Source organism: Burkholderia sp. Bp9099, from assembly GCF_003857805.1.
Classification (GTDB): Bacteria; Pseudomonadota; Gammaproteobacteria; order Burkholderiales; family Burkholderiaceae; genus Burkholderia.
The window spans coordinates 181,103-195,736 of record NZ_QTPU01000008.1 but is presented as its reverse complement, the minus strand read 5'-3'; the positions used below and the strand labels follow the sequence as shown (position 1 = coordinate 195,736).

At 69.0% G+C, this 14,634-nt stretch carries 14 protein-coding genes; 8 read left to right on the top strand and 6 right to left on the bottom strand.

Annotated features, from left to right (window positions below):
* Positions 1-178 precede the first annotated feature (178 nt).
* A complete protein-coding gene (locus tag DIE17_RS11370) occupies positions 179-610 on the top strand; it encodes an Lrp/AsnC family transcriptional regulator (protein WP_044845386.1) in 432 nt (143 codons plus the stop codon).
* Between the two features lie 54 nt (positions 611-664).
* Here the strand turns inward: DIE17_RS11370 and DIE17_RS11365 are convergent, their stop codons facing one another.
* The 4 genes from DIE17_RS11365 to DIE17_RS11350 are packed head-to-tail and all read right to left on the bottom strand — an operon-like array spanning position 665 to position 4,300.
* Positions 665-1,258 carry a peroxidase-related enzyme gene (locus DIE17_RS11365; RefSeq protein WP_124920820.1) on the bottom strand — a complete coding sequence of 198 codons (594 nt, stop codon included), beginning with the start codon at positions 1,256-1,258 and terminating at the stop codon, positions 665-667.
* Positions 1,255-1,785: a CMD domain-containing protein gene (locus DIE17_RS11360; RefSeq protein ID WP_124920819.1), complete on the bottom strand. Its 531-nt coding sequence runs from the start codon at positions 1,783-1,785 to the stop codon at positions 1,255-1,257. The genes DIE17_RS11365 and DIE17_RS11360 overlap by 4 nt, the downstream gene beginning before the upstream one ends.
* A 44-nt stretch (positions 1,786-1,829) precedes the next feature.
* Positions 1,830-3,281, bottom strand: coding sequence for an NAD(P)-binding domain-containing protein (locus DIE17_RS11355; protein WP_124920818.1), 1,452 nt, complete (start codon positions 3,279-3,281; stop codon positions 1,830-1,832).
* Positions 3,278-4,300 carry a LysR family transcriptional regulator gene (locus tag DIE17_RS11350; RefSeq protein WP_124920817.1) on the bottom strand — a complete coding sequence of 341 codons (1,023 nt, stop codon included), beginning with the start codon at positions 4,298-4,300 and terminating at the stop codon, positions 3,278-3,280. The genes DIE17_RS11355 and DIE17_RS11350 overlap by 4 nt, the downstream gene beginning before the upstream one ends.
* Positions 4,301-4,655: 355 nt before the next feature.
* On the opposite strand from DIE17_RS11350, the gene DIE17_RS11340 reads away from it, so the two are divergent.
* From DIE17_RS11340 to DIE17_RS11325, 4 genes are read left to right on the top strand one after another with little or no spacing between them, the layout of a single operon-like run.
* Positions 4,656-5,849 (top strand): ABC transporter substrate-binding protein, encoded by a 1,194-nt coding sequence (locus DIE17_RS11340; RefSeq protein ID WP_044845382.1) that lies wholly within the window; start codon positions 4,656-4,658, stop codon positions 5,847-5,849.
* Positions 5,850-5,889: 40 nt separating this feature from the next.
* Complete coding sequence (locus DIE17_RS11335; RefSeq protein ID WP_124920816.1) at positions 5,890-7,701, top strand: ABC transporter permease; 1,812 nt, start codon at positions 5,890-5,892, stop codon at positions 7,699-7,701.
* Positions 7,702-7,712: 11 nt separating this feature from the next.
* A complete protein-coding gene (locus DIE17_RS11330; protein ID WP_044845380.1) occupies positions 7,713-8,570 on the top strand; it encodes an ABC transporter ATP-binding protein in 858 nt (285 codons plus the stop codon).
* Entirely contained in the window at positions 8,567-9,331 is a 765-nt protein-coding gene (locus tag DIE17_RS11325) for an ABC transporter ATP-binding protein (protein ID WP_044845379.1), read from the top strand. Before DIE17_RS11330 ends, DIE17_RS11325 begins: the two co-directional genes overlap by 4 nt.
* A gap of 30 nt (positions 9,332-9,361) precedes the next feature.
* Here the strand turns inward: DIE17_RS11325 and DIE17_RS11320 are convergent, their stop codons facing one another.
* Positions 9,362-10,783 carry a sensor histidine kinase gene (locus tag DIE17_RS11320; protein ID WP_124487686.1) on the bottom strand — a complete coding sequence of 474 codons (1,422 nt, stop codon included), beginning with the start codon at positions 10,781-10,783 and terminating at the stop codon, positions 9,362-9,364.
* Complete coding sequence (locus tag DIE17_RS11315) at positions 10,770-11,435, bottom strand: response regulator transcription factor (RefSeq protein ID WP_124521995.1); 666 nt, start codon at positions 11,433-11,435, stop codon at positions 10,770-10,772. Before DIE17_RS11315 ends, DIE17_RS11320 begins: the two co-directional genes overlap by 14 nt.
* Positions 11,436-11,671: 236 nt before the next feature.
* Between DIE17_RS11315 and DIE17_RS11310 the strand changes: the two genes are divergently transcribed.
* The 3 genes from DIE17_RS11310 to DIE17_RS11300 all read left to right on the top strand — a co-directional run bounded on the left by DIE17_RS11310 (position 11,672) and on the right by DIE17_RS11300 (position 14,498).
* On the top strand, positions 11,672-12,697 hold the full coding sequence (locus DIE17_RS11310; protein ID WP_124920815.1) for an ABC transporter substrate-binding protein: 1,026 nt from the start codon (positions 11,672-11,674) through the stop codon (positions 12,695-12,697).
* Positions 12,698-12,813: 116 nt separating this feature from the next.
* Positions 12,814-14,124 carry an MFS transporter gene (locus DIE17_RS11305; protein WP_044845376.1) on the top strand — a complete coding sequence of 437 codons (1,311 nt, stop codon included), beginning with the start codon at positions 12,814-12,816 and terminating at the stop codon, positions 14,122-14,124.
* Between the two features lie 98 nt (positions 14,125-14,222).
* Entirely contained in the window at positions 14,223-14,498 is a 276-nt protein-coding gene (locus DIE17_RS11300) for a YlcI/YnfO family protein (protein WP_124487682.1), read from the top strand.
* Positions 14,499-14,634: the final 136 nt, after the last annotated feature.

The following is a 14,634-nucleotide window of genomic DNA, read 5'->3' as shown; positions in this document are numbered from 1 at the left end:
CGTTGGAGTCATTATTTCCGTGAGTCGAGCCAACAAAAAGACGGCAAAAATCGCAGATTTCTCGATAGACTTGGCAGATTGCTGGCCGGATATGGCAGTTTGTTCAAATCATGCTGGTCGAAATGCGTGCCGTCCGGCACGCTGGCGGCCGTGTCACGTTCAACAGGAAGGTCCGTTCATGATTACGCTCGACGACGTCGACCGGCAGCTCATCGCTTTGCTGCGCGACAACGCGCGGATGCCCGTCGTCGCCCTTGCGAAGGCCTTGCGCGTCGCGCGCGCGACCGTGCAGAACCGGCTGACGCGGCTGGAGAAGAACGGCGTGATCGTCGGCTATACGGTGCGGCTCAAGCCGGCCGCCGAGCGGCACCGGATCCGCGCGCTGATGTCGATCGCGGTGCAGGGCAATCGCGGCGCGGAAGTGGTGAAGGTGCTGCGCGGGCATCCGAACGTCGCGTCGATCCACAGTACCAACGGGCGCTGGGATCTGGTCGCCGAGCTGCACGCCGATTCGCTCGAGCATTTCGATCGCGTGCTCGGCGCGATCCGGTTGATCGACGGGATCGCGAATACGGAGACGAGCATTCTGTTGTCGACGCACAAGGCGTGACGCGCGGTGGCGCGCGTCGGCCGGCGTGCTCGCCTGCGCCAGCGCGGCGGCGTGTCAGTCGCCCGCTGCGGATTCGGGAAACACCGGTTCGCCCAGCGTCAGCATCAGCCGGTTCGCCCACGCGAAGATCGCGACGGCGTGCGACAGATCGAGAATTTCTTCGTGGGTGAGCCCTTCGGCTTCGAGCGCGGCGATGTCGCGTTCGTCCACCGTGTCGGGCCGTTCGGTCAGCGCGACCGCATAGCGGATGATCGCGCGTTCGCGCGCGGTCGTGCCGGCTGTCGACGGATCGTCGAACACCTGGTCGATCGCATCGGTGCGTTTCGCGAGCTGCGCGAAGCGTTGTGCGTGCACCGATGCGCAATACACGCAGCCGTTCACGCGCGACACGGCCGTGCTTGCCAGCTCGCGTTCCGCGCGCGACAGTCCGCCGGGACCGTACATGATCGCGTTGAACACGCCGGAGCGTTGCCGCAGGATCTCGGGCAGGTGCACGAGCAGCAGGTAATAGTCGGACGTCTTCGCCTGCGGGTGGCTTGCTTCGAGCACCGCAAGCTGATCGGGCGTCGCGGCATCGAGCGATACTGTGCCGAGCCACGCGCGCCAGCCGAGCGTGTCGGATGTGAAGCCGTGAGTGCTCGTCGTCATGCGGCCTCCTTGCCGGCACGGGCCTGAAGCGCCTGCGCGGCAACGGCGACGCGCAACTGATAGGCGACGAACGCCACGAGCTGCGACAGTGCGACGATCGCGGGTGTCGTGAGGCCGGTCGACTTCAGTGCGTCGAGATCGGATGCGCGCGCATCGACAGGGGAGAGGGTCAGGCGCTTCGCGTGCGCGAGAATCGCGCCGAGACGTTGGGGCAGCGCGTCGAATGCATCGGCATCGACCTGTTCGATGTCGCCGGCCGTGCCGCCCGCGTCCAGCAGTCGTGCGCGATACGTGTCGGACAGCGCGTATGCATTCGACTTCCGCGCGACATACCGCGCCGCATGCAGCCGCTCGACCAGCGAAAGATCGGGCAATCCGGGATCGAACAGCGCGGCTTCGCTCAGCTGCGTATGCAGCAGCACCTTGTCGCGTGCGCGGCGCAGCGCGGCGACGGCATCGCCGTCGCGCAGGCCGGCCACTGCGTCGATCGTGTCCGGCACGGCGGCCGGCGTGATGGAGTCAGTCATCGTTTCGGTGTTCCTTCTTCGTCGGTGTGATCGATGGCGTGCGCTCACGCATCGGCGTCGCGCCATTCGTCGCCTTGCAGCTCGGCATTCGCGAACGCGACGAGCGCGTCGTAATGCCGGTCGCGATCGGCGTCGAACAGCCGGCTCGCGATGCCGCGTGCGAGCCGCCCGGCGCCCGCGCTGATCGCGGGGATGTCGCCCGACAGCTTGCCGTGGCTCAGGCTCGCCGCATGGTTGAAGCAATGGATGCGCGTGACGGCCGGGCAGGCGCCGCGCTCGCGTTCCTGGAACGCGAACGCGGGGCCGAGATCGGGCGACTCGGCGAGCTCGTCGAGCCATGTGTCCGGTTCCGGTTGATAGCGATCCTTCCAGCGCCGCACATGCGGCCCGAACGACGCGAATTCCGCGCGTGTCGTCCAGTCGGAATGAAAGCCCGTCGCGAAGATCAGGAAGTCGACCGTGTAGCGGCCGCGCGGCGTGACGACGTCGAGGCCGTCCGCGTGTTCGACCAGCGTTTCGATCGGGCTGGCTGCATGGAAGTGTGCGTGAGCATGCCGCGACACGCGCAGCACGCTGTCGCGCGGCGGCGGTGTCTGCGACGTCAGCGCGTAGTGCATGAAGCGCCACTTCGTCGCATCGTCGAGATCGGCATAACCGTGCACGAGGCCCGGGCTGCCGATGCCCGTCAGCTTGTTGATGCGCGGAATGTCCGCGCGACGGAAGAACAGGTCGACGCGCGCGGCGCCCGCTTCGAGCGCGGTGCCCGCATTGTCGAACGCGGACGCGCCCGCGCCGACCACGCCGACGCGCTTGCCGGCGAGCGAAGCGAAATCGATCGGCTCGGACGAATGGGCCCAACGCGAGCGCGGCGCGCGTTGCGCGACGGGCGGCACGTACGGGCCGCCGAGCCCGTCGCGGCCGGTCGCCAGCACGACGTGTCGCGCGAGCACGGTCTGCGCCTGGCCGTTCGCGCGCAGGTCGAGCGCGAGCAGGCCGTCGTCGCGCGGACGCAGTGCCGCGAGCGCGGTGTCGTTGCGCACCGGCAGGTCGAGCACGCGGCGATACCAGCGCAGGTATTCCATCCATTGCGTGCGCGGAATCTTGTAGAGCGCGTCCCACGCGTCGCGGCCGTATCGTGCTTCGAACCACGCGCGGAACGTCAGCGCGGGCAGGCCGAGCGCGGGGCCGGTGAGCTGCTTCGGCGAGCGCAGCGTCTCCATCCGCGCGAACGTGATCCACGGGCCTTCGTAGCCGGCCGGTGCACGGTCGATCACGCACTGGTTGTCGATGCCGAGCAGGCGCAGTTCGGCGGATGCCGCGAGCCCCGCCATTCCGCCGCCGACGATCGCGACGTCGAGCACGCGCGTGCCGTCGACGTCGCGCGGCGGCACCCACGACGGCGCGGGCAGGTCGAGCCAGCGCAGGTCCTGGGCGAGGCGGGCTTCGAGTGCGTCGAGCGTGTCGGGTGCGTCGGGTGTGTCGGGCGTCGCCGTCATGCGGCCTCCGGGCGGGTACCGCGTGTGCGTGTGGTTCGTGTGGCGCGTGTCACGCGAGGCGGGCGATCGATGCGCAACCGGTCGCCTCGCAGCAGCGCGTCGTGCACGGATGCATCGTGAAAGGTCACGTCGTCGAGCAGCGCGCGCGTCGTGTTCTGCAGCGCGTCGAGCAGCGCCTCGACGGCGGCCGTGCGCGTCTTGCCGGCGGGCGTCGCGACACCGAACGCGAACGGGATGTCGACATCGAGCGGTCGTGCGACGACGCCGTCCACCGGCAGTGCCACGCCGGTCGCCGGGTCGACGATGCCGATCCCGACGCCTGCGCGCGCGGCCATCACCGCGTTCAGCGATGCATTGGTTTCGATGAACACGTGCGCGTCGACGCGTGCGGCCGCGAATGCCGCATCGATCCGCTGGCGCAGCCGGTGCCGGTTCGCGACCGTCACGATGCGGCGGCCCGCGAGATCGCGCAGCGCGATGCGCGGCTTGCCCGCGAGCGGATCGTCGGCCGGCAGCACGGCGACGCAGGGCGTTTGCGCGATCCAGTGCACGTCGAGCCCCGCATGCGCCATCGGCAGCGTGACGACGCCGATATCGGCCGTGCCGGCGAGCACTTCGTGCACGACGTGTTCGGCCGACTCGCTGCGCAACTGGTAGTGCGGCGCGTGCGCGCCGTCGGGCAGTGCGGCGAGCGCGGCCGGCACGAGCGTGGCCGCGAGTGAAGGCGTGGTCGCGATGCGCACGGGTTCGGCGGTTTCGTCGCCGAGTGCGCGCGCCCGCGCTTCGATCGCGCGCAGGCCGACGAGCGAGCGTTCGACTTCCTCGTAGAGCAGGAATGCACGGCGCGTCGGCGTGACGCGCGGGCCGTGCCGGTCGAACAGCGCATAGCCGAGATCGGCTTCGAGCTCCTGGATCTGTCGCGTGACGGCCGGCTGCGAGCGGCCGAGCAGTTCGCCCGCGCCGGTCACGCTGCCGGCCGACATGACCGCGGAAAAGGCTTCGAGTTGATGCAACTCCATGACGCGTTCCGATGATGCGATTTGCGCATTGTAGGAGTGCGAGCATGCACGATTCATATAATGATTTTTGCTATCGACAGTGCCAGACATGCGAAGGGCACGCGCGCCGGGACGACGAGTCGTGCATGCATGCGCGTCGGCCGGCAGCGCTGCACGACGGCAAACGTCAATCGAATCAATGCGCTGCAGCGCATGCCGATGCGTCGCGCGGGACGCGCCGTGCAGGAGACCGTGGCAGTGATGTTGCGCTTCGCGCCGCGCACGATATCGATATGCGCAAAACTTCGTTGGAACGCCCTGAACCGGATGGTTACATGCCCTCACTCTTTTCGACTGACTGAAGCTGGGGGGACGCATGAACGTTTCGGGGAACGACGCACGCGGCGCATGGCGGCGCGTGCTGGGCACGGTGGCGGCACTGGCTGCCGCATGGGGCTTGTCGACGGGCGGCGCGCTCGCGGCGGGCGTGTCCGGCGAGCCGGTGGTGATCGGCGTGAGCGGGCCGCTCACCGGGCAGGATGCGCAATACGGCGAACAATGGAAGCGCGGCTTCGATCTCGCGCTCGACGAGATCAACGGCGGCGGTGGCATCCACGGCCGGCCGCTCGCGGTCGACTTCCAGGACAGCCGCAGCGATCCGCGCCAGGCGGTGGCGATCGCGCAGAAATTCGTCGCGGACCCACGCATCGTGATCGAGCTCGGCGACTTTTCCAGCGCGACGTCGATGGCCGCGTCGCCGATCTACCAGCGCGGGCAGCTGATCCAGTTCGGCTTCACGAATTCCCATCCGGATTTCACGAAGGGCGGCGACTACCTGTGGAGCACCGCGCTGAGCCAGGCCGAGGAGCAGCCGCTGCTCGCGCGCTACGCGGTGAAGGAGCTCGGCTTCAAGCGGATCGCGGTGCTGTACCTGAACACCGACTGGGGCCGCACCAGCAAGGACATCTTCGCGAAGGCGGTGACGGGGCTCGGCGCGCAGGTCGTCGCGGCCGAAGGCTACCAGCCGGCGGAGAAGGATTTCCGCTCGACGCTCGTGCGGATCGGTGCGTCGAAGCCCGATTCCATCGTGCTGATTTCCTACTACGCGGACGGCGCGCAGATCGTGCGGCAGGCGCGCACGTCGGGGCTCACGCTGCCGATCGCGGCAGTCGGCTCCGTGTATTCGCCGAAGTTCCTCGAACTCGGCGGCACGGCCGTCGAAGGCGTCTATACGGAATCGAACTTCTTCCCGGCCGAACCGCGACCGGAGGTGCAGGCGTTCGTGCAGCGCTATCGCGCGAAATTCCATGCCGATCCCGATTCGTTCGTCGCGCGTGCATACGATGCGCTGATCCTGTCGGCCGAGGTGCTGCGCCGCTACGGCGTGACGCGCCAGGCCGCGCACGACGGCTTCGAGAAAGTGAGCGACGTGCCGAGCGTGATCTTCGGCAAGGTGCGTTTCGATCCGCAGACGCGCCGCGTCGCGGGCGCACGCACCGTGTATCTCGTCGTGAAGCAGGGGCAGTGGGCGCTGTGGGACGGCGCGAAGCCGCAGCTCGCGGCGCGCTGACCCCGACCCGGAACCGCATGCAAATGACGGACGCATCGTGATGGCTTCCTGGCTCGACTACACGCTCAACGGCCTCATCGTCGGCAACATCTACGCGCTGCTCGCGGTGGGGCTCGCGCTGATCTTCGGCGTGTCGCACCTGATCAACTTCGCGCACGGCTCGGTCTACATGGTCGGCGCCTTCATCGGCTGGCTGTGCCTGACGCGCTTCGGCTTGCCGCTGCCGGCCGCGCTCGCGGCGGTCGTCGTCGGCTGCGGCGCGCTCGGCATCGCGATCGAGCGGGTCGGGCTGCGGCCGTTGCGCCACGCCGCGCGCATCGCGCCGCTGCTCGCGACGATCGGCATCAGCTTCATCCTCGACCAGCTCGCGCAACTCGCGTTCGGCGCGGACCCGCGTGCGGTGCCGACGCCGCTGCCCGACTGGCACCTGCGCATCGCCGGCGCGACGCTCGGTGCGCTCGACCTGCTGATCGCCGGCATCGGCCTCGCGGCGGCCGCGCTGCTGTACGGCTTCCTGCGCTTCACGCGGCTCGGCTGGGCCGTGCGCGCGACCGCGCAGGATCGCGACGCGGCGCTGCAGATGGGCGTCGACGTCGATCGCGTGAACCAGACGGTGTTCGCGATCGCGTGCGCGCTCGGCGGTGTCAGCGGGCTGCTGGTCGGCATGTACTACAACAGCATCGATCCGGCGATGGGCTTCCAGGCGACGCTGAAGGGCGTGGTCGCGCTGCTGATCGGCGGGCTCGGCAACGTGCCCGGCGCGATCGCCGGCAGCCTGCTGCTCGGCCTCGTCGAAAGCTACGGCGTCGCGCTGTTCGGCACCAGCTATCGCGACCTGTTCGCGTTCGGGCTGCTGATCGTGTTCCTCGTGTGGCGGCCGAACGGCCTGTTCAGCGGGAAGCGCGCGCTGCCGCCGGAGCCGATGACGGGCACCTTCCTCGCGGCCGCGCAAGCCGTGCGCGTGCCGCGCCCGGTGCTCGTCGTGCTGATCGTGGCGGCGGCCGTGCTGCCGTGGCTCGGTGCATCGCCTTATGTGCTGCAGACGCTGACCAACGCGTGGCTGTACGGGCTGCTCGCGCTGAGCCTCACGCTCGTCGCGGGCACGGTCGGGCAGATCTCGCTCGGCCACGCCGCGCTGCTCGTGATCGGTGCGTATGCGTCGGCGCTGCTGTCGTCGGATCTCGGCTGGTCGCCGGCCGTGACGATTCCGTGCGCGGGCGCGATCACCGCGGTGCTCGGCACGCTGCTCGTCTATCCGGCGTTCCGGCTGCGCGGGCACTACGTGTCGATCGCGACTCTCGGGATCGGCGAAGTGGTGAGTCTCGTGATCCTGAACTGGGACGGCCTCACTCGCGGCCCGCTCGGCATCACCGGCATCGCGCCGCTGCCGTGGGCGACGACCGCGCGCGCCGCGTACTGGTTCACGCTCGCGGTGCTCGTCGCGTTCGCGCTCGTGCAGGTGCGGCTGCTGCGCTCGCATCTCGGCCGCACGCTGCGCGCGGTGCGCGAGGACGACGTCGCCGCACGTGCGCACGGCATCGCACCGAACCGCTACAAGGCGATCGCGTTCGCGGTCGGCGGCGTCGCGGCCGGCGTGAGCGGCGGCATCGCCGCGCACCTGTACAGCTACATCAATCACCAGACCTTCGATTCGCAGGTGTCGATCCTCGCGCTGACGATGGTGATCCTCGGCGGGCTCGGCAACGTGCTCGGCGGCGTCGTCGGCGCGATCGCGCTGATCGGGCTGCCCGAGCTGTTCCGCTGGGCGGCCGACTACCGGATGCTGATCTACGGCCTCGTGCTGCTGCTGCTCGTCCGGTTCCGGCCGCAGGGCCTGCTCGGCACGGTGTGAGGAGGAATGCGATGACCACCACTCGACCCTTGCTCGACGTACGGGGTTTGACGCGCCGCTTCGACGGCGTGACCGCGCTCGACGCGGCAAGCCTGACGCTCGCCGACGGCGAGCTGCTGAGCGTGATCGGCCCGAACGGCGCGGGCAAGTCGACGCTGTTCAACCTGATCGCGGGCGCGGACCGCCCCGATGCCGGCCGCGTGACGTTCGACGGCCGCGACATCACCGGCACGCCGCCGGAACGGCTCGCGGCGCTCGGCATCGCGCGCACGTTCCAGCACGGCCGCGTGTTCGGCAACCTGAGCGTGCTCGACAACGTGCTGATCGGCGCGCACGCGCGGTTGCGCGCGGCGCGGCCGGGCTGGCCGGCGCTCGGCGCGGCGGCCGAGGTGTGGCGCGCGCTCGTGCGGCCCGCGTCGGTGCGGCGCGAGGAAGCGGCGCTGCGCGACGAGGCGCGCGACATCATCGCCGGGTTCGGCGAGCGGCTCACGCCGCGCATCGATCATCCGGCGCACAGCCTGTCGTATGCGAACCGGCGGCGCGTGGAGATCGGCCGCGCGCTCGCGCTGCATCCGCGCCTGCTGCTGCTCGACGAGCCGACCGCCGGGATGAACGAGACCGAGACCGCCGAGATGCTGCAACTGATCCAGTCGCTGAAGACGCGCGGCCTGACGATCCTGCTGATCGAGCACAAGCTCGAACTCGTGATGCGCGTGTCCGACCGCGTGATGGTGCTCGACAACGGCGTGAAGATCGCCGAAGGCGCGCCACGCGACGTGCGGCACGATCCGCGCGTGATCGAGGCTTATCTCGGTCGCCGCCATGCAGGCGGCACGACGGCCGAGCGCACCGTGCAGGCGGCCGCATGAGCGCACCTTCTTCCGGACCCGACACGACCATGACCGACGCACTGCTGAAACTCGAACACCTCGACACGTTCTACGGCCCGGTGCAGGTGCATTTCGACGTGAACGTCGAAGTCGGTCGCGGGCAGATCGTCAGCCTGCTCGGCGGCAACGCGAGCGGCAAGTCCACGACGATGAAGCTGATTCTCGGGCTGATGCGGCCGCGTCGCGGCGTCGTGCGTTTCGACGGCGACGACGTGACCGCGCTCGCGACGCCGCAGCGCGTGCGGCGCGGGATCGCGGCCGTGCCCGAGGCGCGGCGGCTGTTCGGCGACATGAGCGTGCGCGAGAACCTGCTGATGGGCGCCTATACGCGCGGCGATCGTACGGCGGTGGCCGACGACTACGCGCGCGTGCTCGAACTGTTTCCGCGCGTGCGCGAGCGGCTCGCGCAGCGCGCGGGCACGCTGTCGGGCGGCGAGCAGCAGATGCTCGCGATGGCGCGCGCGCTGATGGCGCGTCCGAAGCTGATCTGCATGGACGAGCCGACGATGGGGTTGTCGCCGCTCTACGTCGACAAGGTGCTGGAACTGATCGACACGATCAACCGGCAGGGCGTGACGGTGTTCATGGTCGAGCAGAACGCGAGCCTCGCGCTGGAGATCGCGCATTACGGATACGTGCTGCAGACGGGGCGCGTCGTGCTCGAAGGGCCCGCGAAAACGCTGCTCGACGACGAACGCGTGCGCGATGCGTATCTCGGCGGGGAGGCGGTCGCGGCGTAGTCGACGGAAGGGGCGCCGCGTTCCGCCGATTCATGCGTGACCGGCGTGCGCCGTTGCCGGCCGCGGAAACGTCAGCACCACCGCGAACCCGCCCGCATCGGGAAACGCGAACCCGACGCGCCCGCCGTGCGCCTTCATCACTTCCTGCACGATCGCGAGCCCGAGCCCCGACCCGGTGCGGCGTTCGCTGCCGTCCGGTGCGATCCGCACGAACGGCTGCAATGCCGCGTCCCAATGCTCGCGCGGAATGCCGCGCCCGTTGTCGGTGACGGTCAGCGTCACCGACCGATCCGCGTTGCCCGCGGTGGCGACCGACACGACGATATCGTCCGCATGCCCGTGCAGCAGCGCGTTGTGCAGCACGTTCGACAATGCCTCCTGCAGACTGATTGCATCGCCGTCGATCCACGCATGCGGCGCGTCGCTCGCGAACGCGACGGCCACGTCGCGCGCGTCCGCGAGCGGAATCGTGCGGCCGAGCACGTCCTTCGCGAGCGCGACGAGATCGACGGGCTGCAGCGGCACGACCTCGGTCCGATGAATCACCATCGCATGATTGAGCAACTGCCCGGTGAGACGCCCGACATCCGAGCAGGTCGCGCGCAACGCATCGAGCCGCGCCGCATGACGCGCGGGATCGGCTTCGCCGTCGAGCAGTTCGATCTGCGCGTCGAGCCGCGCGAGCGGCGTGCGCATCTGGTGCGCGGCGTCGGCGATGAAGCGCTGCATCGCGTTGATCCGCTCGGCGAGCCGCCGCATCAGCCCGTTGATCGACCCGATGATCGCGTCGATCTCGCTCGGCGTGTCGACGGCCACCGGCCGCAGGTCGGCCGGGTCGCGCGCGGCGATGATCGCGCCGATCTGTGCGAGCGGGCGCAGCCCGCGCCGGATCGCGAGGCCGCTCGCGCCGATCGCGAGCACGCTCATCAGCAGGATCAGCGTCCACACCTTGATGCTCATGTCGTTCGTCAGCTGTTGCCGCGCATTGGTTGTCTGCGCAACCGTCACGAGCGCCCAGCCCGGCGTGCTTTCTTCCGGCATGTAGCGCGCGATGGTCGCGGTGCGGATCCGGTGACCCTGGTAGACGGCGTTCGCGAACGACGGGCCCTGTTTCGCGGCCGCGAGCGTTGCGGGGCTCGCGAGATCGTTGTAGCCGGCCACGACGACGCCGCGCGAATCGACCACCTTGTAGTAGACGAGGTCGTAGCGCGACAGCGTCGACAGCGCGGCGACGGGCGGGTTCAGCGCGAGCACGCCGCCTTGCACATACAGGTTCTCCGCGACCTGGATCGACGCGCCGGCGAGCAGCTGGTCGTACGCGCGCTCAGCCGCGACGCCCGCGTAGTAGCGCGCGATCGCGGCCAGCGCGAGCGCACCGGTCGCGACGACGAGCGCGATGAACAGCAGCGTGCGCCCGAACAGCGTCTTCGGGAACCAGTCAGTGCGCGGCAATCTGATACCCCATCCCGCGCGCGGTGCGGATCTCGACCGAGCTGCCCTGCAGCTTCCTGCGCACGCGCGTCACGTATTGCTCGACCGCGTTCGCGGTCGGCTCGTTGCCGAAGCTGAACAGCTGGTTCAGCAGTTCGTCCTTCGAGAAGATCCGCTGCGGACGGCTCGCGAGGATCTCCAGCAGCGCGAATTCCTGGCGCGACAGCGACAGCGGCTGGCCGTCGAGTTCGGCAAGCCGGCTGCTGCGGTCGATCACGAGGCCGCCGAGCGTCAGCACGTCGTTCGCATGGCCGCTGTTGCGGCGCAGCAGCGCCTGCACGCGCGCATCGAGCTCGCGGTAGTCGAACGGCTTCACGAGATAGTCGTCGGCGCCGAGGCCGAGGCCGCTCACGCGGTCATCGATCGCCGAGCGCGCGGTGACGAGCAGCACCGGCGTCGTGCTGCCCGACGCGCGCAGGTTGCGCAGCACCGCGAAGCCGTCGAGGCCGGGCAGGTTCGCATCGAGCACGACGAGGTCGAAGCGCTCGACGCGCAGCAGGCCGTTCGCGGTCGAGCCGTCGGTTTCGAGATCGACGGCATGGCCGAGCCGCGCGAGGCGGCTGCGGATCGCCGCGCCGATTTCGGCATCGTCCTCCACGACGAGAATGCGCATGGTGCCGTTTGCAGGGTGAGGGGTTAGGGGTTTTCCCGGGGGCGGGATGTCAGTATTTTCTCAGACTCGCTCGATAACCTGTGTTCAGCCGGAGCAAGCGACGACGGCATTAATACCAGAGGAGACGGCAACATGCAGCATGTCACGGGCACGACGAAGGCGCGGCCGGATGCACGGCGTAGCCTGACGCCGGCTGCCACGTTGCCGCTGGTCGCGCGCCGCATGGAGGCATGCGCATGAAGACGTCGCCGCGCCGCCGCGCGTTGCTCGCCGCCGGCCTCGGCATGCTGGGCGCGCTCGGGGCGCCGTCGCCGGTGCGCGCGAAGCCACGCACGGTGCGGATCTCGAAAGGCTATGGCGTGTTGTACCTGCCGCTGCTCGTGATGGAGAAGCAGCGCCTGTTCGAGCGGCATGCGGCGCGGCACGGCCTGCGCGACGTCGCGGTCGACTGGGTGCTGCTCGACGGCGGCAATTCCGTCAACGACGCGATGATGGCCGGCACACTCGATTTCGCGGGTGCCGGCGCGCCGGGCTTCATCGAGCTGTGGGCGCGGGCGCGCGGGATTCCGAACGTCGAGGTGATCGGCATCAGCGGATTGTCCACGACCTCGCTGTCGCTCAATGCAAACCGTCCGGGCCTGACGTCGCTGCGCGACTTCACGCCGTCCGACCGGATCGCGGTGCCGGGCATCCGCACGTCGCTGTCGGCGGTCGTGCTGCAGATGGTCGCGAGCCGGCAGCTCGGCGCGCGGCATTTCACGCAACTCGACTCGATCACCGTGAACCTGCCGCATCCGCAGGCGATGCAGGCGCTGATCCGCCGCGAGAACGGCGTTACCGCACACTTCACGTCGCCGCCGTTCTCGACCCTCGAATTGCGGCAGCCGGGCATTCATCGCGTCGTGAATTCGGTCGACGTGCTCGGCCCGCTGACGCTCGACGTCGTGTTCGCGCCGAAGCGGCTCGTCGATACGGAGCCCGCGCTGGCCGCGGCGTTTCTCGGTGCGCTCGACGAAGCGAACCGCCTGATCGCGCAGGACCCGCGCGCGGCGGCCGCGCTGTATGCGGCGTCGTCGGGTGTCGCCGTGTCGCACGACGACGTGATGCAGATGCTCGCCACGCCTGACACGCGTTTCTCGGTGCGGCCGAACCAGCTGATGGACTACGTCGAATTCCTGTATCTCGCCGGCACGATCAAGGCGAAGCCGCGCGCGTGGCACGAGATGTTCGCGCCGATGCTCGACGACTACCGGACCGGCTGACGACGGCGGCTATCCGTTCCCGGATCCCGATTTCATCGAACCCTACCGCGCCCGCGCATGCATCGCGCGCGGCGCCGATTCAACCGACAAGCAACCGCTTCACGGAGGAGCCCGCAGTGAATGCCACCGAAACCCTGGACCCCGCGTCCGCCGAAGAGCAGCGCATCATGTCGAAGATGGCGCGGCGCCTGATGCCCATCCTCGTCGTGATGTTCCTGATCGCGTTCATCGACCGGCAGAACGTCGGCTTCGCGAAACTGCAGATGGTGCACAGCCTCGGGATGACCGAGGCCGCGTTCGGTCTCGCGTCGTCGCTGTTCTTCATCGGCTACCTGCTGTTCGAGGTGCCGAGCACGCTCGCGCTGCATCGCTACGGCGCACGCGTGTGGCTCGCGCGGATCATGCTGACGTGGGGCCTCATCACCGTGCTGATGGGCTTCACGACGTCGATGCCCGCGTTCTGTTCGCTGCGCTTCCTGCTCGGGATCGCCGAGGCCGGCTTCTATCCGGGCGTGATCTATTACCTGACGCTGTGGTTCCCGCAGAGCTATCGCGCGAAGGTGCTCGGCATCTTCACGCTCGGCAGCGCGCTCGCGAACATGCTCGGCTCGCTGGTCGGCGGCGTGCTGCTGAGCCTGAACGGCGTGTGGGGGCTCGCGGGCTGGCAGTGGGTGTTCGTGGCGACGGGCATCCCGGCCGTGATCGTCGCGATCGTCGTGTTCCGCGTGCTGCCGGCGTCGTTCCGCGAGGCGCCGTTCCTCGACGAACGCGAGAAGCAGATCGTCGCGGCCGCGCTGGAGCGCGAGAAGCCGGCGCAGGCCGAGCATGCGCAGCCGTGGAAGGCGCTGCTCGATCCGCGCGTGATGCTGTTCGCGGCGACCTACATGCTGATGTCGACGTCGCTGTACGGCGTCACGTACTGGCTGCCGACGCTCGTGAAATCGTTCGGTGTGTCGAGCAGTACGAACGGTTTGCTGAGCATGCTGCCGTGGGCGCTCGCGGTGGTGCTGCTGGTGTGGCTGCCGTCGAAGCTGCGTCGCGCGAAGAGCATCCTGCGCACGATCGCGATCGTCGCGGCGCTCGGCGCGCTCGGCTTCCTGCTGAGCCTCGTGCTGCCGTCGACGCCGCTGCGCTTCGTCGCGCTCGTGCTGGGCGGGGCGTGCATCCCGCTGCTGTATCCGTGCTTCTGGTCGATGCCGCCGCGTTACTTCACCGGCGCGCGTGCGGCGGCGAGCGTCGCGGCGATCAACTCGATCGGCAACCTCGGCGGCTTCTTCAGCCAGAACCTGATGCCGTTCGCGGGCAAGGTGACGGGCACGGCGTTCGGGCCGATGATCGTGCCGATCGTGTGCCTCGCGCTGCTCGGGATCGGCGCGCTCGTCGCGTGGACGCGCTCGGAGCGGGGGATGGTGGCGGCGCGGGTGTGATGGGCGGCGGCGGCCGGGGGCTGCGGTATCGCGCAGTCCCTGCTGCCGATCGGGCCGATGTGCTACCGTGCATGCGTTCCGCATGCATGGAGAGCGAAATGAAAACGACGGCGATGTCCGTGCTTCGAGTCGATCGCAAGTTGCTCGAGGCAGCGGAAAGCGTGTTGGAGGAAAACGAGACGCTGTCCGCGTTCGTCGAATCGACGCTGCGCGCTGCCGTCGCACGCCGACGAACGCAGCGCGAGTTTGTCGCGCGCGGCCTGGCGTCGGCCGATGAGGCGCGGCGTACCGGTGAATACGTCGATGCCGCAGAAGTCCAGGCCAGCCTTGGGACGATGCTGAATGCCGCGCGTGCAGCGACGACAACCGGTTAGACGAGCGGGGTGAGCGACGGGCATGGTCGGTGAATACGTCGATGCCGCAGAAGTCCAGACCTGACCTGTGACGATGCTGAAAGCCGCACGTGTAGCGTTGGCAACTGATTAGACGAGTGGTGGCGATCGACGGGCA